Source organism: Spongiivirga sp. MCCC 1A20706 (assembly GCF_046524175.1).
GTDB lineage: Bacteria > Bacteroidota > Bacteroidia > Flavobacteriales > Flavobacteriaceae > Spongiivirga.
In genome coordinates, this window is sequence record NZ_JBEFZF010000001.1 from 388,626 (window position 1) to 407,488 (window position 18,863).

Here is an 18,863-nt window from a genome sequence, read left to right on the forward strand (position 1 = left end):
CATGAAGATAAAATCAGACTTATCCCTTAATGTTTTAAAAATTGAAACAGGTAAAGATGAACTTCGTTATCAAGAAATAGTATCTGAATTTAAGTTTAGAAATCCATTTAACAGTCTTCAATTTATTAGAAAAACTAAAGAAGACGATCACACACTTCATTGTTTTGTTTTAAATAGGTCCAACGTCCCCGTTGTTTTAATGCCTGTATACCTAAGGCCTGTTTACATAGAGGGTACAAAATCGGTATACAAAGATGCTACATCTCCTTATGGATATAGTGGACCAATGTATGATCCTGATATTGATAACGAAAGCTTAGATTTTTTCTGGAAGGAAGTTGATAATTGGTATATAGATAATGATGTAATTACAGAGTTCGTACGATTTAATTTAGATTATAACTATCGTTGTTATACAGGTTACCTAGATCCTTCTTTAGTTAATGTTAGGGGGAAACTACGTCCAATTGATGATATATGGGAAAACTTTAAGCAGAAAGTACGAAATAACGTGCGAAGAGCCCTTAAAAATGATTTGAGATTTGAAATATTTTATGGTGATATAAATCCTGAGATATTATCAACCTGTAGATCTATATATATTAGAACGATGGAACGCAATCTTGCTGATGAAAAATATTTTTTCAGTGAATCATTTTTCAAGAAGTTTGAGTTGCTAGCTAAGGAAAACCCTAAAAACTGTGCAATAGCATTTGTTTACAAAGAAAATACACCCATTAGTACAGAAATAATGTTATTGTCAGAACGTTCCATTTATTCATACTTAGGTGGCACAGAATCAGAGTATTTTGGATTACGTCCAAACGATTTTTTAAAGTATAGTACAATGAAATGGGGGCATAGTATTGGAAAAAAATATTATGTTTTAGGTGGTGGAAGAGAAAATAAGGATGGTTTGTATGCCTATAAAAAGTCTTTTTACCCAAAAGATCAAGATGTTTTGTACTATACCGGAAGAAAAGTAATTAATGAAAAAGTATATCGTTCGCTAATATCGGATGGTAATGATCTCAATGATGCCCAGCTTGAACACAGGATAGTAAATACTTATTTTCCTGCTTATAGGGCTAACGAATAAAAAGTAAAACAACACGTAATAATGAATATACTTGTTACTTCAGTCGGTAAAAGAGTCTCTTTAGTAAACATGATAAAAAAAGAACTGACGAAAGTGTACCCGAAAGGTAAAGTATTTGCTGTTGACACTAATCCTAAACTTTCTGCTGCTTGTGAAGTTGCCGATGCATGTTTTGCAGTTCCTAGAGTGAATGAATCGGACTATTTTTCAAGGCTTTTGGACATTTGTTTGGATAGTAAAATTACACTCATTATTCCTACTATTGATACAGAATTGGAGCTGTTAGCTACTAATGAAAAGGTATTTTTGGATTATGGGATTAAACCGGTAATTTCTTCATTGGATTTTGTTAAACGTTGTCGTGACAAAAGACTGATTCATGATTTTTTGAAAGAAAAAGGAGTAGAAATTGCAAAAGAATATCGCAAAGACGCATATGAACTTCCCTTTTTTATAAAACCATTTGACGGAAGCCGAAGCGTTGATACGTTTATCATTAAAAAAGAAGAAGATATCACCCCGTATCATTTATCAAATGATAAATTAATGTTCTTAGAATATCTGGATCATGATTTTTATGAAGAATACACTTGTGATTTGTATTATAATAGCGCCAACAAACTGTGTTGTGTCGTTCCTAGAAAGAGAATAGAAGTGAGAGATGGGGAAGTGAATAAAGGAAAAACTGAGCGTAATGAGCTCATTCCATACCTCCAAAAACATCTGGGGCATGTTGAAGGAGCAAGAGGGTGTCTTACCGCACAGTTTTTTAAGCACAAAGAAAATGGAAGAATTGTTGGGATAGAAGTAAATCCAAGATTTGGTGGAGGTTTTCCGCTTACCTATCTATCTGGGGCGAACTATATAAAATGGATTATTGAAGAGTACCTTTTTGGTAAAGAAATTGAAGAAAATTTCGATGTTTGGGAGGATAACTTATTAATGCTACGTTATGATAATGAAATTTTAGTGCATGACTATAAAGATCAATAAGGATACTGTAATAGTTTTCGATTTAGACGATACTTTATATAATGAAATAGAGTACCTGAAATCTGCTTTTGAAGAAATAGCCTACCAAGTTGATCCTGATGATGGCCTACAACTATATGCAAAAATGTTTTCAATGTATAGAGACAATCAAGATGTCTTTAAATATTTAGTAGAAAACTACCATAAGTCAAAAAAACAGCTGTTGGAGGTTTACAGAAATCATAAACCTTCGATAAAACCATTCTACCGAGTTGCAAAGGTGATTGAAGAGATTAAGGCTCGTAATGGCAAACTAGGACTTATTACTGACGGTAGGGTAGTCACCCAAATGAACAAACTAAAATCTCTTGGGCTTTTAAGCCATTTTGATAAAATTGTGATTTCTGAGGAAATAGGGAGTGAAAAGCCATCAATATCCAATTATCATGCAATTCAAAATCATTTTAAAGCTTCTCAATATTGGTATATTGGGGATAATTTTAAAAAAGACTTTGTTACGGCTAAACAACTGGGCTGGAAAACCCTGGCATTACTTGATAATGGTCTAAACATTCATAAAACAAATCACTTATATTTTGATCTAGAACATATTCCAGATTTTATGATTAAATCTTATGCTGACCTACTAATTGATTAATTGACTACAAATGAGTATTCAAATTAACTAAATTATGGATGAAATAGTTATTATTGGCGCTTCTGGACATGCGCGAACCATTTGTGATGCCATTGAACAAAACAGCAATTATGGTATTCATGGTTTAATAGATTCATTTAAAGAGCCTGGAAAACCATTTTATTCATATAAGATCCTAGGAGACGAATCGATATTACCTGAACTTGTTAAAAAAGGAGTTACCAAAGGAGTAGTGGCTATTGGGGATAATTGGGTTAGATTTCAAATGGTTGAAAGAATAAAAAAAATAGCGCCCAATTTTGAGTTTATAAACGTCATACACCCATCTGCTATTTTGAGCCCAAAAAGTACTATCGGTCAAGGTACAGTTGTCCTGACTGCCGGAATAATTAACGTGAGCGCTACCGTTGGAAATTTTTGTATTATAAATACAAAATCTAGTCTTGGACATGATGCCATAATGGATGATTTTTCTAGTCTTGCGCCAGGTGTTACTATTGGTGGGTCAGTACGTATTGGAAAATATTCAAATATTTCAATAGGCGTTAACGTTATTCAAAATATTTCAATTGGAGATCATACGGTAATTGGGGCAGGGTCTACCGTTGTCAATCATATTGCATCAAACAAACTTGCTTTAGGCACACCTGCAAAAGTTGTTCGTAATAGAAAAATTGGCGAGAAATATCTAGATAAAAATCAATAAAATCTTTTTTGGATTTCCTTTACTATTTCGTTCGCTACAATTGTACGACCGTGATCATTCCAATGCCTATCATAAATCAAAGTTGTTGGCTTTGATGAGTTGTTAAAACCTGGTGAAAGGTCGATAAATTTGTATTCATTCTTTTTTAAGTAATCAATGAAAATTTTCGGGCTAATATCGGACTCAAGCATTAGTATAAACTTGTTTTTATCAAAATTGTATTCGTTGGCAAGTTTCTCAAAATTTTCTAGGTTGGATTGAATTATGATGTCTTTTTCAGATTTCTGGATAACCGTCTGTTCCTCTTTTTTTCCAACAGTTAAAATTTGTGCAAGTTTGGTTCTAAGCTGATCTAAAACACCGATATTTTGAAGATAAACAATAAGTTTGCTTTTTTGAATAAGACGCACGGTGGGTGATTCCATAGCTATTCTATCAGTATTAATAGCATACTTTTCTCTTGTAAAGTCATTATCAAATTTAATCCCGAGAATAACCATATCAATAAGATCAAATTGAGATTTGTATTTGTAAATAAGATGTAATTGATCTGCAAAATCATAGCCTGCATATCCATATTCGTATACTGATATTCCGTTGAGTTGAGTTTCCACTTTTTTCCCAATAGAGTTATCATAATTTTGGTGAAATCCTTCGATAAATGAGTCTCCAACTATGGCTATTTCTGTTTTATCGATAGTGGGACTAAACGTCCTATATGAATTAAAACCTTGCTTATTGATGTTGTATTTAACATAATTTTGCCTTCTGTTTCCTGTTACCTGATAACCAGATTGTAGGGGTTTCCACTTTTCAACTTCTTCTTGATCAATATAGCGATAAGGGTAGGACTTGTGTAAATGAAAAATCCTTACCAAACCCTCTAATAACAAGATGAGTAAAGTAAAATATACAAGGCTTTTAAAAAGTATTTTTTTCATCGCTTAGAATTGAAAATAAATAAAAGACCTATCAACTTTATCATCATAGAACAACAACATCGCGAACACTACCAACGCATATGCGATAAAACGAACTACTTTATGTTTAAACTTAAAAGGTGATCTTTCGTCTTTTCTTATCAAATATTCATAAATAATAAATACGGCAATTAATACAAAATAATCAATCATTCTATACCCCAGAGGATGTGAATAGGTGTCCCAACTAAAATCAGAGAAAATCTGTTTAATATACTTGAAAGAGTCCTCAACCGATTCTGATCTGAAAAAAATTCGAGAGAACGTAACAATTATGAAAGTCAACAAAATTTGTATAACCTCTTTTAAGGATGGTAGTATATTATGTTGTGCCACTACACTTTCTTTATAAATAGTGTTCCTCCCCATCAAAAAGACAGGGATAAATGCTATCGCATGGAAAGCACCCCATAAAATAAAAGTCCAATTGGCACCATGCCAAAAACCACTTACCAAAAAAATTATGATGATATTTCTTACCGCTTTTGCCTTTCCTACTCTCGAGCCCCCAAGGGGTATGTAAAGGTAATGTCTGAACCAAGTGCTTAAAGAAATATGCCATCGTTGCCAGTATTCAGCAACGTTTCTAGAAAATATTGGGAATTTAAAATTTGACATTAGTTCGATACCAAATAGTTTGGCCGTGCCAATTGCAATGTCAGAATAACCGCTAAAATCACCGTAAACCTGAAAACTAAATAAGGTAACTCCAAGAATTAATGTTGAAGAAGGATACGTTCCATAATTTGCAAATATATCGTCAACTATTGGGGCAAGAGAGTCTGCAATTACTATTTTCTTGAATAATCCCCAAAGAATAAGTTTTACTCCATTTGTAAACTGGTTAGTATCGAAGGTTTTTTTTGTCTGTATTTGTGACAGTAGGTTGGAGGCACGTTCTATTGGTCCTGCTACAAGTTGGGGAAAAAAGGCAACAAATGTCGCAAATGGTAAAAAATCCTTAGTTGGTTGCAATCTCTTAAAATAGATATCTAAGGAATATGACATGGTCTGAAATGTATAGAAAGATATTCCAACTGGTAAGATAACATTCAGGGTCCAATTACTTTTTATCGTATAACCCAAAGTTTCAACCGCATTTACCCAGCTATCTGCGAAGAAATCATAATACTTAAAAAACCCAAGAAGGCCAACGTTGAACACAATGCTGACCCATAGCCATATTTTTCTTTTTGTTTGATTCTCATGTTTATTGATTTGTAATCCGACAAGAAAATCCACGATGGTACTTCCAATAATTAAAAAAAGAAAACGCCAATCCCACCAGCCATAAAAAATATAACTTGAAATCAATAGGAACAGGTTCTGTGATTTGATTCGAGTTTTAAGTAAATACCAGTAAATTATAAAAACGAAGGGTAAAAAAAGGAAATAGTCTATCGAATTGAATAGCATATACAGGTAAATCTAGCAGAAAGTCATTTTTGGTTTTAATTAGCGGAAATATCGTTCAAATTAATTCAATATTCCAAATAATTTGTTGAAGAGGTAAAGTAACCAGTTTATTTTGTTTTTTGACGAATAATACGGGGCTGTATTTATTCATTATTTTTTTTCGCTTAAATAATTGATTTTACTTAAAAATTAATACTCCGCTTATCGAACTACGGTAGGGTTTTAACGATTAAAATTGTTTTAAGAATGACAACCGAAAAAATATGACAATATTTGTTATTGGAGGGTCGTTAGAAAACTTCATCTTGTAAACAACATGGCAATTACCAATACAAAAACCAATGCAAAAATTTGGCTTTCATCACCGCATATGAGCGGTAATGAAAGAAACTTTGTTAATGATGCCTTTGACACCAATTGGGTTGCCCCTCTTGGACCCAACGTCAACGGTTTTGAAAAGGATATTGAAGCATATTTAGGTGAGGGTATTCATGCAGCAGCCTTGGTTTCTGGAACATCGGCAATACATTTGGGGTTAATTTTATTAGGCGTAACGTCAGGTGATGAAGTTGTATGCCAAAGTATGACCTTTTCGGCTTCTGCAAACCCAATTGCTTATCAGGGGGCAACCCCCATTTTTGTTGATAGCGAACGGTTGACTGGAAATATGGACCCTGAACAGCTTGAAATTGCTATTAAGGATAGAATGAGTAATGGTATAAAACCTAAGGCTATCATTGCGGTTCATTTGTATGGAATGCCTTACCAAGTTGATAAAATTCACACTATTGCCAAGAAATACGATATTCCCGTTCTTGAGGATAGTGCAGAGTCCTTAGGTAGCTTATTTCAAGGTATTAACTGTGGTACTTTTGGTGATATTGCAATATTATCCTTTAACGGGAATAAGATTATAACTACATCTGGTGGAGGTGCTTTATTAACTAAATCAGAAGCGTTAAAAGAAAGAGCCGTTTACTTATCTACGCAAGCTAGAGATAATGCTATACACTACCAGCATTCGGAAGTCGGATATAATTATAGAATGAGTAATGTAATTGCCGGAATAGGTCGAGGACAAATACAGGTTTTGGATAACCGTGTTGAAGCCAGAAGGGCGAATTACGATTTTTATGTTCGTAATTTAAAAGGTTATGATGAAATAGAATTTATTGATGAACCGGACGGATATTTCTCGAATCGGTGGTTATCAGCAATACTTACATCATCATACGAATTAAGAGAACAAATTCGACTTGCTTTACTAGCAGAGAATATTGAATCAAGACCGCTATGGAAACCGATGCACTTGCAACCTGTATTTAACAATGCGCCTAGTTATACTAATGGTGTTTCAGAGGATCTGTTTTTAAGGGGTTTATGCTTGCCAAGTGGAAGTAATTTAGATGCGCAAGACTTGGAAAAAGTTGTTTCTATAATTAAAAGCGTATTAAATGTTTAGAGATATTCTTGCTAAAAAAGGACAGAATTATGCGTCTAAATGGTTAGTGCTGGTAATTGATCTTATCATTGTTGCTATTACATTCCTATTGGCGTACGGTGTGCAAAGCGGCTTGACTTTCTCCTTTAATTACGAAAGTTTTTTACTGCAACTTCCTGTTGTTTTGCTTTTTTCTTTGATCAGTTTTTTAATAGTAGGTTCTTATAAAGGAGTAGTTAGACACACGGGACTTAGAGATGCTTACAATTTATTCGAGGCAGTCAGCATTTTAATTATGTTTTGCAGTGGTTTTATTATTTTAAACCGCACCTTTGGTTTTTCGAATGTGTTAAATATCCCAGTTTCAGTAATATTTATTCATTACTTGTTAAATATTATCGCTTTAACGGTAAGTAGATTAGTCTTCAAAGTTTCATATAAGTACGTTATTTTCCGATTAGAAAGTTCTTCAAGGGTATTGATTTATGGAGCCGGCGACTCTGGACTCATTACATATGGCGCTCTGATCAACGATACCACCAGAGAAGTTTCTGTAGTTGGATTTGTAGACGATAATAATAAGAAAGTAGGAAAAAGAATAAATGGGGTTACTGTTTTTTCAAAACAAGCAATTACCAAAGAGTTCATAGAGAAGCATCAGGTTAATGAAATTATAATTTCCATTCAAAATATCAGTAGTACTCAACTTAAAAAACTCACTGATAAAGCCGTTGATATTAATGTGCAAGTAAAGATCGTACCTCCTGTCAAAGACTGGATTAATGGAGATCTAAATGCTTCTCAAATCAAACAAATACAAATAGAAGACCTTTTAGAAAGAACACCTATTAAACTTGATAACCCTGAAATTTCTAAAGAAGTTGATGGAAAGGTGGTGATGATTACAGGGGCAGCAGGGTCTATTGGTAGTGAAATCAGCAGGCAGATTGCAGCGTACCCTTGTGAAACTTTGGTGATGGTAGATCAGGCAGAATCTCCTTTATACGATTTACAACAAGAGTTGCTTAGAAAAGGTATAAACAACTTTGTTCCCATAGTTGCTGATGTAAGAAATTACCAGCGTATGGAGACTATTTTCAAAAAATATAAACCAAAAATGGTGTTCCATGCGGCAGCGTATAAACATGTGCCTTTAATGGAAGCAAACCCTTCTGAAGCGGTTAAGATAAATATTATAGGGACACGATATATAGCTGACCTTTCTGCAAAGTACAGCGTTAATAAATTTGTTTTTGTATCCACTGATAAAGCTGTAAACCCAACAAACGTAATGGGCGCAACAAAACGAGTGGCAGAAATGTACATTAAATGCTTGCAACGAACATCTAATACGAAGTTTATTACTACCCGTTTCGGTAATGTTTTGGGTTCAAATGGTTCGGTAATTCCACTTTTCAAGAAGCAAATTGATAAAGGTGGCCCCCTAACAGTTACGCATCAAGAAGTGACGCGGTATTTCATGACGATTCCCGAGGCTTCTCAATTGGTAATTGAAGCCGGTACAATGGGTAGTGGAGGGGAGATTTTTATCTTTGATATGGGTGAATCCGTAAAGATATTTGATTTAGCCAAGAAGATGATTCATCTTTCCGGCCTGAAGTATCCGGAAGATATTAATATTGAAATTACTGGCTTAAGACCGGGGGAAAAGCTTTATGAAGAATTACTGGCAAACGACGAAAATACCAGGCCTACCCATCATCCTAAGATCATGATAGGAATGTTTAATAATGATAATTGCGCTGAGTTGACCAATAGGATAGAGGAGCTTTGTTTGATGGATTTGTTGGAAGAAGATGAGAAAGTGGTTCTAGCGATTAAAAAAATAGTACCGGAATTTGTTTCTAATAATTCTACCTTTGAAAAATTGGACAAGCAAGTAAGTTCAAAAGTTCCAAAAATGCTTACTCAAGATAGTTGAGGATTGGAAGTTTTATTAACTTTAAACCTAGTGTAGTTATCTAAATAATTAATAATGAATAAACTATTATCAAAGCTAAACATACCTCTTTATTTTGTGGTTTTATGTGGATTACTAAATTCCTGTGTCTCTCCTAAAGATGTAATTTATTTTCAAGGAGCATCAAGTAACGAGAAGTTAGTAGCAGTAACAGATTTTGTTCCTAAATATCAAGTTGATGATATATTGAATATTGTTGTTACAACTGAAAATCCGGAATCATCTAGGCCTTTCAATCGTATTTCCCCTGGTGAAGAACAAGAAAACGGGGTTACCACAGGATATCTTATAGATAGTGAAGGTAATATTACATTCCCAGTGGTTGGAAAGGTTAAGGTAGCTGGACTTTCAAGAACAGAAGCTGCTGAATTGTTAACCGAAAAGCTTAAAGTGTATCTTAAAAACCCAACGGTTGATATCAGAATTTCAAATTTTAAGATAACGGTTACAGGTGCGGTTTCGGCTCCAGGTAGTTTTACAATTCCAAATGAAAGACTGACAATTGTAGAAGCGTTAGGATTGGCTGGAGATCTAACAATTCGAGGGAAAAGAAATAATATTTTGGTGATTAGAGATGTAAATGGGGTAAAAGAATTTTTTAGAATCGATATTACTTCAAAGGAAATATTTAATTCTCCGGCTTATTACTTAAGGCAAAATGACGTGATATACGTTGAACCAAATATTGCTGAAGTAAGGACTGCAGGTTCAAATCCTAACTTGTTTGCTGTTATTGTATCGCTTGCAGGTCTTGGTATTGCAACTGCTACACTGATCACTACGTTAAACAATTAATTGCGGTAAAATGGATCCTTTTCAAGAATCACCTAGAAATGATGATGTTGTAAATTTTCAAAAAAGCGGATTCGACATTAAAAAGGAAATTTCAAACTATACAAGGTATTGGTACTGGTTTGTTATAGCCATGGTGACGTTCCTTTTAGGAGCGTTTCTGTATTTAAGGTATGCTGTTCCTTTGTATTTAGTGAACGCAACCGTAATGATTGTTGATGAAAAGGATAGCGGGGGGCCGGACCTTGCCGCTTTAGGAGAACTTGGAGTTGTCTCGAATAGTCAAAACAAAATTGAAAGCGAAATAGTAAGATTTAAATCACGCACATTGATGGAAAATGTGGTAAAAGATTTAAAAATTAATGTTCAATATTTTTCATTAGGAAGAATTGCTTATAAAGAGAACTATAATTCTTCACTTTTTACGGTTAATTTCTTGGCCAACGATTCCATTGTGTATCGATCTTCAGCAAAGTTCATTGTTGAAATTAAGTCGCCATCAACGTTCACTTTAAAAAATGAGAATGAAGATGTATTAGGTACATACTCATTTGGAGAAAGTGTCGAGTTAGGTTTTAGCGATATCATAATTACACCCAATGTGAAACAAATGGGAAGATACGTGGGTAGCGTAATAATGGTTAAATTATCGCCAGTTTCTGATGTTTCAAGAATTTATAGAAATAACCTTAGTGTGGTTCAAAACAAAACAAATGCCAACGTAATTAGTATATCGTTATCCGATACAGTAGGTGAAAAGGGGGCAGATGTTGTCAACACCCTGATAGATTACTATAATAAGGCATATGTTGCTGATAAGAATCAGGTTTCTGTGAACACCATTAAGTTTATTAATGATAGGCTTGATGTGGTTTATAAAGATCTCTCACAAGCTGATAAAGATGCGGTGTTTTTTAAATCGTCAAATCAATTAACAGATATTGACTCTGAAGTGGGGGTTTTCCTATCGGCAGATACTGCAAACGAGACTCAAATAAAAGAATTGACCACCCAACAACGACTAATCAATTTCATGATTCAGTCCGTTAACACACAAGGTCAAAATTATGAAGCCTTATCAACAAGTTTAGGAGGTACTTTTCCATCGGTAGCGCAAAGTGTGACCAACTACAATATTTTAGCAGCGCAAAGAAAATCACTTTTAGAATCATCAACTTTACGAAACCCTACTGTGATTAATTTGACGCAACAGCTGGAGAATTTAAAGTCTAATCTTAAGCAAAGTTTAAATACCATTTCGCAGTCTATTTCAATACAACTGTCTACCTTAAGAGATCAAAACGCTGTTCTTGATTCCAAGTTAACTTCGGTTCCAGGGCAAGAAAGAGAATTAAGAGATATCACAAGAAGATTGGAAACTAAGGAGCAAATTTATTTGTTTCTGTTACAAAAAAGAGAAGAGGCAGCTATTTCGTTAGCCGTTACAAAACCAAACTCAAAAGTTATTGATCCTGCGGTAGGACAATTTGCATCGTTAGTATCACCGAATAGAAAGATGATATTTGCTGGTGCTTTTCTAATGGGGTTAGTGATCCCTTTTGGGGTTATTTATATAAAGGGCCTATTAGATAGTAAGATTCATAGTAAAGATGACATTGAAGGTAAATTAAGTGCACCTTTAGTTGGCGATATACCAAGAATGAGAAGGCGCGATAAAGTATTGATCTCCAAAAAAGACAGATCCGGGTTTGCTGAATCGTTCAGAATACTAAGGACGAACCTCGACTTTCTTCTTGCTGGCACAAAAGAAAAAGGCAAAACAATTTTTGTTACTTCTAGCATATCAGGGGAAGGTAAAACGTTGGTCTCTGTGAATGTGGCTTCGACCTTGGCTATGACCGGTAAAAAAGTAGTTTTGGTGGGTACGGATATGCGTAACCCTAAACTTCATGAGTTTATTAATATACCAGAAAAGGATCTCGTCAATGGATTATCTAATTATATTACAAAGCCAGCAGTTAAACCTGAAGATGTAATCCTGAAATATGAGGAGAATGATTGGTTTGATGTGATTTCTTCTGGGGCAATACCTCCAAACCCTGCTGAATTACTCATGCAGGATAAAGTTAATAGACTCTTTGAGTATTTAAAGGATAATTACGATTACATTGTTGTTGATTCAGCTCCGGTTAGTTTGGTCACTGATACAATGTTAATTGCCCCACTATCGGATCTTACAATATATATCGTACGTGCAGATTTTACCGATGTGAAAATGTTGAATAACATCGAAACGATGTATCGTGAAAAAAGATTGCCAAATATGGCAGTTCTTCTAAATGCGGTAGATCGTCGCACTGGGTATTATGGAAGTTATGGGAGCGGTTATTACGGTACTGAAGCGAACGGTGGAAAGAAAAAATTTAGTTTGAATCCGCTTAGCTGGTTTAAAAAAGCTAGTTAGTGAGAAAAACATCATTTGCTTTTAAGCACTTTTCTAGTTGATCAATTTCTTTATTCGGTATAAAGTCACTTAGTTTGGTAATATGCCTTTCATTATGGGCATCTGTTCCCGTAAAATCAACTAAATTATCTGACAATAACTTATACGCGATGTCCTGAACTTGACTACCATAATAGTCTGTAAGTGATAGTAGGTTCAATTGAAAAAAACATCCGGCTTTTTTTAATTCCTTAAATGCTCCGTATTTATTGTAATAATATCCATATCGTTCTGGATGCGCCAAAATGGGCTTATATCCTGCTACCTTTACTTCAAAAATAATCTCTAGAATGTTAATGGGGGGATTAAACGTTGACATCTCAACTAGCAAATAGTCATCGCCAAGTGTTAATAAATCTTTGCTATTCAATCGCTTTAAAAATAAGTCGTCAATCATATACTCTGCCGCTGCAGAGAATGAACTAAAGTTTATTTTGAATGTTTTTAAAAGGTTAGCTGTTTCTATCAGTTTGTTATTGATCTTATCAGTAGTATTGGGCCAAACATCATCCATAATATGCGGAGTGGTTATAAAATGCTCCACTCCAATTTCGTTAAGCATTTTAACCAGTTTTGTAGTTTGGTAGATCGTTTTAGATCCATCGTCAATACCTGGCAATAAATGAGAATGCATGTCAACATATCCCTTTGGAATTAGGTCTGATAACTTGGTGGTTTTCTTTTTAAAGAAGATCAAGGGCTGAAATTTAAAGCGTAAAATTACGAAACATCTGTTTATAAGAATGTCTCCTACATTAGTTAACCAAACCTAAAGAATTATATAATAAGGTATTTGCATTTAACAATTTTACACTCAGGCTGTTGGCTTTAAGTTTAGAATCAATTAATTTCTGTTCTCGAGAGTTTATTAGAAATAAGGAGCTTTCACCCAAGAAAAACTTCCGCTCTTCGGCTTTTACCAATCTTTCATAATCTTCAACAATAAGATCAATTAAACCATTTTGCTCATTTAATGATCTAATTTCTGTATTTACCGCCGATATTTTATTTTGGATTTTTAAGGATTCGGACATTCGTTCGAAGCGTGCATCTTGTAACTTGTAATTCGCAAGTTTTAGATTCCCTCGTTCTTTTCTCAAAAATATTGGAAAACTAATATTTACAGCACTTTTATAGTTTGCCGTATTTAGTGAATTAAGCTGATCGTATTGTTCCGTCAAGAAGTTATACTGCAGGTCAATTCTCGGCAGTAGTTTATTTCTTTTTAGTGAGCGCTCTACTTTAAGCCCCTTTATTTTTGCATCTAAACTTAGTAGTTTAGGATGGTTTTGCTGTAAAGCGGTGGTATCAGTAATTCCTTCAAGGAATAAAGCGTTCCTTACTATTACCTCGGTAGGGAGATTTGGTACGACATTTTCTTCAATTTCTAATGGGACGTCATTGATCCATAAAAAATTACTTGCTTCAAGGGTAGCTTTTCTTCTTTTTAAAGTAGCAGCTTCTAGACTTAACTTTCTGTTCTGAAAGGCTATTCTTGCTTCTGTAATATCAATCTGCGGTTTATCACCAGCCTCTACACTTTTTTCTACCGCTTCTAAACGAATTGACGCATTCTCTAAGAAACTGATAAAAATTTGCTCTTCATTATAAGCCTCTATCCATTTAAAATAGGCCTTACTAGCTTCAAAAATTATATTGTTCACTAACAAATTTCTATCCGCTTGTGTCTGTTCTCTAAAGAATTTAGCCTTTTTTAAATCGGCCATCCGTTCGTTAATCAAAAAACCTCGAGCTAAGGAAAATGAAACACCAGCACTATAAAGACCATCATCAGGTACCGAAAGATTTGGATTTAAAAATTGTCCTGAATTTTCCTCAAAATTAGCTTTAAACTCAATACCGTACCACGTGGGTATTTTAAAAGTAGTGTTCAGCTGATCATAATATTCAATTTGCTTGAACTTCTTTCGATCATAGTCTACTTCAATTTTAGGATCAAAGCCACCCCTTGCTCTAAGCAGATTGGCTTCTCCTATATTCAGTGTCAGATTTGCCTGCTTTATAAGGGGATGGTGCTTCTTCACATAAGCCAAATACTCTTCAAAACTTAGAATATTTGAAGGGATACTGTCTGTTTGACCACTAATGGTACTACAACAAAATATCAAGCTTACAATTAATAAACAACTAAAATGTTTTCTCATTTTTTTTCGTCGTTTTTAGTATCTGCTTTTTCTGGAGTATAGTAGTTAGGCGGAAAACCGTTAAGTTGCCTCCATAATTCATACCATATAGGAACATCTTCCAAGAGTGCAATGGTATATGCACCGGAGCCCACTCGCACATTTTCCGGCCACTCTGTTTCCTCCTTATCTGGAGCTATGAGAATTCGGAATTTTCCATTTTCGCTAATGAAAGTTTCAATGGCAACTACTTTTCCTGCATATGTACCGAATGATGCATTGGGCCACCCACTAAAAAATATAGCAGGCCAGCCATCAAACTGAATTCTAACGGATTCGCCTAAGTGCATCAATGGTAAGTCGATCGGACTTACATAAGTTTCAACCGCCAAATCATAGTTTGATGGCATAATGCCTACCAACTGTTCACCTTCTTTGAAAGTTTCTCCGATACCACCTTTTATGGCTTTGTTAATATAACCGTTTTGCGGTGCAGTTATGTAATACAACTCATTGCGTATTTTGTAATTAGCTGTCTGATTTTCTAACTTGGTTACTTGTGCCTCTGCTTCAAATTGATTTGATTCTGCTGTGAATCGATCACTTCGAGATTTTGCAATCTTATCAGCATAGCTAGCATCAATACGGTTGATCTCAAGTTGAGCGTTAATAACTTCATTTTTACTAGCAAGTAACTTATTTTCCTGAGATATTAACTTGGCCTGCGTCTCTTGCAGTTTTAACCGTTTGGCTTCTACATCAGTTACAGCTTTTAAGCCTTCCGCTTGTAGGGTAGTAGTACGATCAAACTGTCGTTGCGCAATAGTTAGATTTGTTTTAGCGGCAATTAGATCAATACTATCACTTTCTACTTTAAACCTTGCTTGTCTTAGCTTATTTTCGGCTTGTGTACGTTTTAAAATGCGTTCTTTAGTGAGTGCTTGCATTTGATTTTTTAGGGCCTTCACTTTTTCTTGATACGAAGTAACCGACCGACTTTTTGCATCTCGCTGCTGATTAGTGCGCTCCACTAACTGCGGATCTTGATACTCATTTTTAATTTCTGATATATACAAAATGGTATCTCCTTTTTGTACAAAATCTCCTTCTTTTACATACCATTTTTCAATTCGACCTGGTATGGGTGATTGAATGGTCTGTGGTCTTTGATCGGGTGTTAAGGTGGTCACATAGCCATTACCGGTTACATTTTGTGTCCAGGGTAGGAACAAAATGATGATCGCAATACCCGCAAAAGTGTACAGAAACCTGTTAAACATTTTAAAATGCTGGTTTTTAAAGGCCTTTTCATGTGCCTTATATCCCTTAAGAGTTACCTTTTTATTCAACTGATTATTTGAAATATTTAGCATCTTATGATTCTTTAATAGTTTTATCCTCTAATCGGATGGTATTCTTGGTTACTTTTTTCCACAAATCATTTCTAGATGAAACCACTAGAGCCCATGGTTGCTTGTCATCTATTAAATAGTTAATAATACGTTCAGCCTCGCTTGCCTCAAAATGCTCCAGAGGATCTTTTAGTAGCAATAACTGCGGCTGGTGCACAATTGCTCTGGCTAAAACAATTCTTTTAGAAACTGTAAAAGGTATTTGCTGCCCTTCAGGATATAGCATTGATTGAAGACCGTTTTCCTGCTGCTTTATAAATGGTAACAAACCTAGATTGTTCAAAACTTCATTTACTCTTTCTAAGGGGATGGACGGATCTCCAAAGGTTATATTTTCTAAAATAGTGCCCTCAAAAGGTTGTTGTTCAGGTAGGAGTTGCCCCACTTTGTTGCGATAGCGATTTGGAAACACTCCTTTTAAAGAAGAATCATTGACGTATATGGTTCCCAATGTCGGCTCGATCAACCCAGACAGTAATTTTAAGAGTGTAGTTTTACCGGAACCTGCAGCCCCATCAAGCAGTAAGCGATCATTTTCTTTGATTGAAAGATTGATGTCTTCAAGAATGATTTTACCATTAGGAGTTTTATACTCGACTGCATCTAATTCTATTTTTAAAGACTGATTACCGGCAAAAGGATCAATTCCCTCTTGCGCTTCGATCTCTTTATCGACTACTTGTCCAATTTTTTCTAGTGAGGTAAGTACATCGTAAAAAGTTTCTAAGCCCGATATCAGTTTTTCAACTGAAGCGATGACTAATAGAATGATAATTTCGGCGGCTACAAATTGCCCTATGTTCATTTGCTGATTAAGCACCAATAATCCACCAATAATTAATAAACCACCGGTTACCAAAATTTTGAAACCAACCATCTGAATGAACTGAAGAATAAGAATTTTGAAGTGATTTTCTCTAGATTCAAGATACTCCGTCGTCAGTGCATCATTTCGCTTCATTGCCAATTGCGTGTTACCGGAAAGTTTAAAACTTATTAAAGCGCGCGCAATTTCCTGAATCCAATGTGCTACCTTATACTTATTTTTTGATTCCTCTAAACTGGTAATTAATCCTTTTTTAGCGGTAAACTTGAAAACAAAGTATATTAAAAGTACCAGTAATAACCCGTAGATAATAAAAAACGGATGATAGAACGACAAAAGGGCAATTCCAAAAATAATCTGAAGCACTGCTGCTGGGAAATCAATTAAAATTTTTGATAATCCTTTTTGTACGGTAAGCGTATCAAAGAACCTATTTGCCAATTCTGGCGGGTAATAATTTCGTAACTCGCTAGTCTTTATTTTGGGAAAACGATAAGCAAACTCAAATGATGATCGGGTAAAAATCTTTTGTTGTATATTCTCTAATATTCGAATTTGCATTAGCTGAAGTCCACCTTGAAAAGCAACTCCCAAGGTTACTAGAACTACAAGTACAATCCATGAAGTTGAAATTTGTGCTCCTTGGATTAAATTAATAATGGCTTGTATACCCAATGGTAGTGATAAGGCTACTAAACCCGTGAAAACAGCATAGAAAAATATCTGTTTGATATCTTTTTTATCTAGCTGAAGCAAACCTATAAAGCGCTGCCATGGCGACAGAATTTTTTCCATAATTGGTTATATTATATAACATTAAAAAAGGATTCATTTGACGATGAATCAATGAACTTTAAATAAAATCGGTTGAAGTTATAGCACCGTGGAATCTGGTGGTGGTATAGGGATTTCAATAAGAATCCCTTCGTAACTAACAGATGTGGGATAATTTGATGATGTGTCGACCACGGTAGCTGCATTTGCGTAAAATTGAGCATGATGATATTTCAGTTTTTTATCTTTTGCAGACTCTTCTTTTTCCTCTGGATTATCAGAATCTTCAGCCTGATCAACTTCGATCAATTCTAGATGCTCTTCACAAAAAATTGCCAATGTTTGAGTAATCGGCTGTAAAAGTGCGGCCAAGAAAACCACTGTTATGACCATATTTTTCAATAAAGACGATATGTTATCACGCTGGAAAAACATTAGCTAATTGCGCTTTTGACAAGATTTGTATAGAATCGAACAATATTGTTTTTTCCTTCTTCAAAATCAGTAAGCGAGGGTAAATGCTTTGAAAAAAAACGTTGATGATGAGCACCTTCAATAACAGTTGAAATGAGCATATGTGGAAACTCAAAATCAGAATTGATTTCCAAAACAATGTCACTAATGCGCTTCACTACTTTCTTATATGTTTTGTAAAAACCTTTTTCATTTTCAGCATCAACATCTTTTGTATGATATGCCTTAAATGACTCTGCTATAATTATTTTATGCAGCAATACCTCATTAATAAAGGTTACGGAGTTGTCTTCTTTTACATCCTCAGTAAGCAATTTAATGGCATTTTCAAGTCGCTCATTAGGGTCGGTGATGTTCGCATTAATAAAAACAAGTGTATACTCTATCCAGCACCAATACCAATTAATGAGATATACGAGTAGTGCGTGCTTACTATCGAAATAACGATAAATGGAGCTCTCGTTGGAACCAATAGCAATACCTAGCTTCCGAAATGTAAATGATTCAAAACCCAATTCATTAATCATTACGATGCTATGCTGGATAATTTTTTTTCCTAATTCAGATGATTCGGGATTCTTGCTATACAGCTCTGGATTGATGGTAATATTAATTGCTAAACTTTTCATACACTCGCAAATTTAATAGTAATACTATTAATATATGATAGTTTAACTATTATTTATGATTTATACACAAAAAAATCCCAATCAATCTGAACGAG

At 34.7% G+C, this 18,863-nt stretch carries 16 protein-coding genes; 8 read left to right on the forward strand and 8 right to left on the reverse strand.

From position 1 onward, the window contains the following. The first annotated feature begins 1 nt into the window (after window position 1). The 4 genes from ABN763_RS01770 to ABN763_RS01785 are packed head-to-tail and all read left to right on the forward strand — an operon-like array spanning window position 2 to window position 3,435. Entirely contained in the window at window positions 2-1,099 is a 1,098-nt protein-coding gene (locus ABN763_RS01770) for a GNAT family N-acetyltransferase (protein WP_410483689.1), read from the forward strand. Between the two features lie 21 nt (window positions 1,100-1,120). Next, a complete protein-coding gene (locus ABN763_RS01775; protein ID WP_410483690.1) occupies window positions 1,121-2,092 on the forward strand; it encodes an ATP-grasp domain-containing protein in 972 nt (323 codons plus the stop codon). Next, complete coding sequence (locus tag ABN763_RS01780; protein WP_410483691.1) at window positions 2,073-2,729, forward strand: HAD family hydrolase; 657 nt, start codon at window positions 2,073-2,075, stop codon at window positions 2,727-2,729. Before ABN763_RS01775 ends, ABN763_RS01780 begins: the two co-directional genes overlap by 20 nt. 34 nt (window positions 2,730-2,763) lie before the next feature. After that, window positions 2,764-3,435 carry an acetyltransferase gene (locus tag ABN763_RS01785; RefSeq protein ID WP_410483692.1) on the forward strand — a complete coding sequence of 224 codons (672 nt, stop codon included), beginning with the start codon at window positions 2,764-2,766 and terminating at the stop codon, window positions 3,433-3,435. Here ABN763_RS01785 and ABN763_RS01790 read toward each other — a convergent pair. Together ABN763_RS01790 and ABN763_RS01795 are read right to left on the reverse strand one after the other, a co-directional pair. Continuing rightward, complete coding sequence (locus tag ABN763_RS01790; protein ID WP_410483693.1) at window positions 3,429-4,376, reverse strand: hypothetical protein; 948 nt, start codon at window positions 4,374-4,376, stop codon at window positions 3,429-3,431. The genes ABN763_RS01785 and ABN763_RS01790 overlap by 7 nt on opposite strands. Window positions 4,377-4,379: 3 nt before the next feature. Further along, window positions 4,380-5,729, reverse strand: coding sequence for an MBOAT family O-acyltransferase (locus ABN763_RS01795; protein WP_410483694.1), 1,350 nt, complete (start codon window positions 5,727-5,729; stop codon window positions 4,380-4,382). 418 nt (window positions 5,730-6,147) lie between these two features. Between ABN763_RS01795 and ABN763_RS01800 the strand changes: the two genes are divergently transcribed. Genes ABN763_RS01800 through ABN763_RS01815 form a run of 4 tightly spaced genes read left to right on the forward strand, consistent with a single transcriptional unit; the run spans window position 6,148 to window position 12,470 of the window. Then, window positions 6,148-7,293: a DegT/DnrJ/EryC1/StrS family aminotransferase gene (locus ABN763_RS01800; RefSeq protein WP_410483695.1), complete on the forward strand. Its 1,146-nt coding sequence runs from the start codon at window positions 6,148-6,150 to the stop codon at window positions 7,291-7,293. Further along, on the forward strand, window positions 7,286-9,214 hold the full coding sequence (locus ABN763_RS01805) for an SDR family NAD(P)-dependent oxidoreductase (protein ID WP_410483696.1): 1,929 nt from the start codon (window positions 7,286-7,288) through the stop codon (window positions 9,212-9,214). Before ABN763_RS01800 ends, ABN763_RS01805 begins: the two co-directional genes overlap by 8 nt. 54 nt (window positions 9,215-9,268) lie before the next feature. Beyond that, window positions 9,269-10,048: a polysaccharide biosynthesis/export family protein gene (locus ABN763_RS01810; protein ID WP_410483697.1), complete on the forward strand. Its 780-nt coding sequence runs from the start codon at window positions 9,269-9,271 to the stop codon at window positions 10,046-10,048. 10 nt (window positions 10,049-10,058) lie between these two features. After that, window positions 10,059-12,470 (forward strand): GumC family protein, encoded by a 2,412-nt coding sequence (locus ABN763_RS01815; protein WP_410483698.1) that lies wholly within the window; start codon window positions 10,059-10,061, stop codon window positions 12,468-12,470. Here ABN763_RS01815 and ABN763_RS01820 read toward each other — a convergent pair. The 6 genes from ABN763_RS01820 to ABN763_RS01845 form a co-directional block, all read right to left on the reverse strand. Next, window positions 12,463-13,206: a tyrosine-protein phosphatase gene (locus ABN763_RS01820; RefSeq protein ID WP_410483699.1), complete on the reverse strand. Its 744-nt coding sequence runs from the start codon at window positions 13,204-13,206 to the stop codon at window positions 12,463-12,465. The two genes, ABN763_RS01815 and ABN763_RS01820, sit on opposite strands and share 8 nt — an antisense overlap. A gap of 58 nt (window positions 13,207-13,264) precedes the next feature. Next, complete coding sequence (locus ABN763_RS01825) at window positions 13,265-14,674, reverse strand: TolC family protein (RefSeq protein WP_410483700.1); 1,410 nt, start codon at window positions 14,672-14,674, stop codon at window positions 13,265-13,267. Beyond that, on the reverse strand, window positions 14,671-16,026 hold the full coding sequence (locus ABN763_RS01830) for an HlyD family secretion protein (protein ID WP_410483701.1): 1,356 nt from the start codon (window positions 16,024-16,026) through the stop codon (window positions 14,671-14,673). The genes ABN763_RS01825 and ABN763_RS01830 overlap by 4 nt, the downstream gene beginning before the upstream one ends. 1 nt (window position 16,027) lies before the next feature. Continuing rightward, window positions 16,028-17,686: a peptidase domain-containing ABC transporter gene (locus tag ABN763_RS01835; RefSeq protein ID WP_410483702.1), complete on the reverse strand. Its 1,659-nt coding sequence runs from the start codon at window positions 17,684-17,686 to the stop codon at window positions 16,028-16,030. 78 nt (window positions 17,687-17,764) lie between these two features. Then, window positions 17,765-18,058, reverse strand: coding sequence for a hypothetical protein (locus ABN763_RS01840; RefSeq protein ID WP_410483703.1), 294 nt, complete (start codon window positions 18,056-18,058; stop codon window positions 17,765-17,767). A 41-nt stretch (window positions 18,059-18,099) separates the two neighbouring features. Next, window positions 18,100-18,768: a TetR/AcrR family transcriptional regulator gene (locus ABN763_RS01845; protein WP_410483704.1), complete on the reverse strand. Its 669-nt coding sequence runs from the start codon at window positions 18,766-18,768 to the stop codon at window positions 18,100-18,102. Window positions 18,769-18,863 lie beyond the last annotated feature (95 nt).

Bases quoted from the DNA above. Each gene is read 5' to 3' on its own strand.
- ABN763_RS01770 (WP_410483689.1), top strand. From the start codon at position 2: ATGAAGATAAAATCAGACTTATCCCTTAATGTTTTAAAAATTGAAACA.
- ABN763_RS01775 (WP_410483690.1), top strand. From the start codon at position 1,121: ATGAATATACTTGTTACTTCAGTCGGTAAAAGAGTCTCTTTAGTAAAC.
- ABN763_RS01780 (WP_410483691.1), top strand. From the start codon at position 2,073: ATGACTATAAAGATCAATAAGGATACTGTAATAGTTTTCGATTTAGAC.
- ABN763_RS01785 (WP_410483692.1), top strand. From the start codon at position 2,764: ATGGATGAAATAGTTATTATTGGCGCTTCTGGACATGCGCGAACCATT.
- ABN763_RS01790 (WP_410483693.1), bottom strand. From the start codon at position 4,376: ATGAAAAAAATACTTTTTAAAAGCCTTGTATATTTTACTTTACTCATC.
- ABN763_RS01800 (WP_410483695.1), top strand. From the start codon at position 6,148: ATGGCAATTACCAATACAAAAACCAATGCAAAAATTTGGCTTTCATCA.
- ABN763_RS01805 (WP_410483696.1), top strand. From the start codon at position 7,286: ATGTTTAGAGATATTCTTGCTAAAAAAGGACAGAATTATGCGTCTAAA.
- ABN763_RS01810 (WP_410483697.1), top strand. From the start codon at position 9,269: ATGAATAAACTATTATCAAAGCTAAACATACCTCTTTATTTTGTGGTT.
- ABN763_RS01815 (WP_410483698.1), top strand. From the start codon at position 10,059: ATGGATCCTTTTCAAGAATCACCTAGAAATGATGATGTTGTAAATTTT.
- ABN763_RS01825 (WP_410483700.1), bottom strand. From the start codon at position 14,674: ATGAGAAAACATTTTAGTTGTTTATTAATTGTAAGCTTGATATTTTGT.
- ABN763_RS01830 (WP_410483701.1), bottom strand. From the start codon at position 16,026: ATGCTAAATATTTCAAATAATCAGTTGAATAAAAAGGTAACTCTTAAG.
- ABN763_RS01835 (WP_410483702.1), bottom strand. From the start codon at position 17,686: ATGGAAAAAATTCTGTCGCCATGGCAGCGCTTTATAGGTTTGCTTCAG.
- ABN763_RS01840 (WP_410483703.1), bottom strand. From the start codon at position 18,058: ATGGTCATAACAGTGGTTTTCTTGGCCGCACTTTTACAGCCGATTACT.
- ABN763_RS01845 (WP_410483704.1), bottom strand. From the start codon at position 18,768: ATGAAAAGTTTAGCAATTAATATTACCATCAATCCAGAGCTGTATAGC.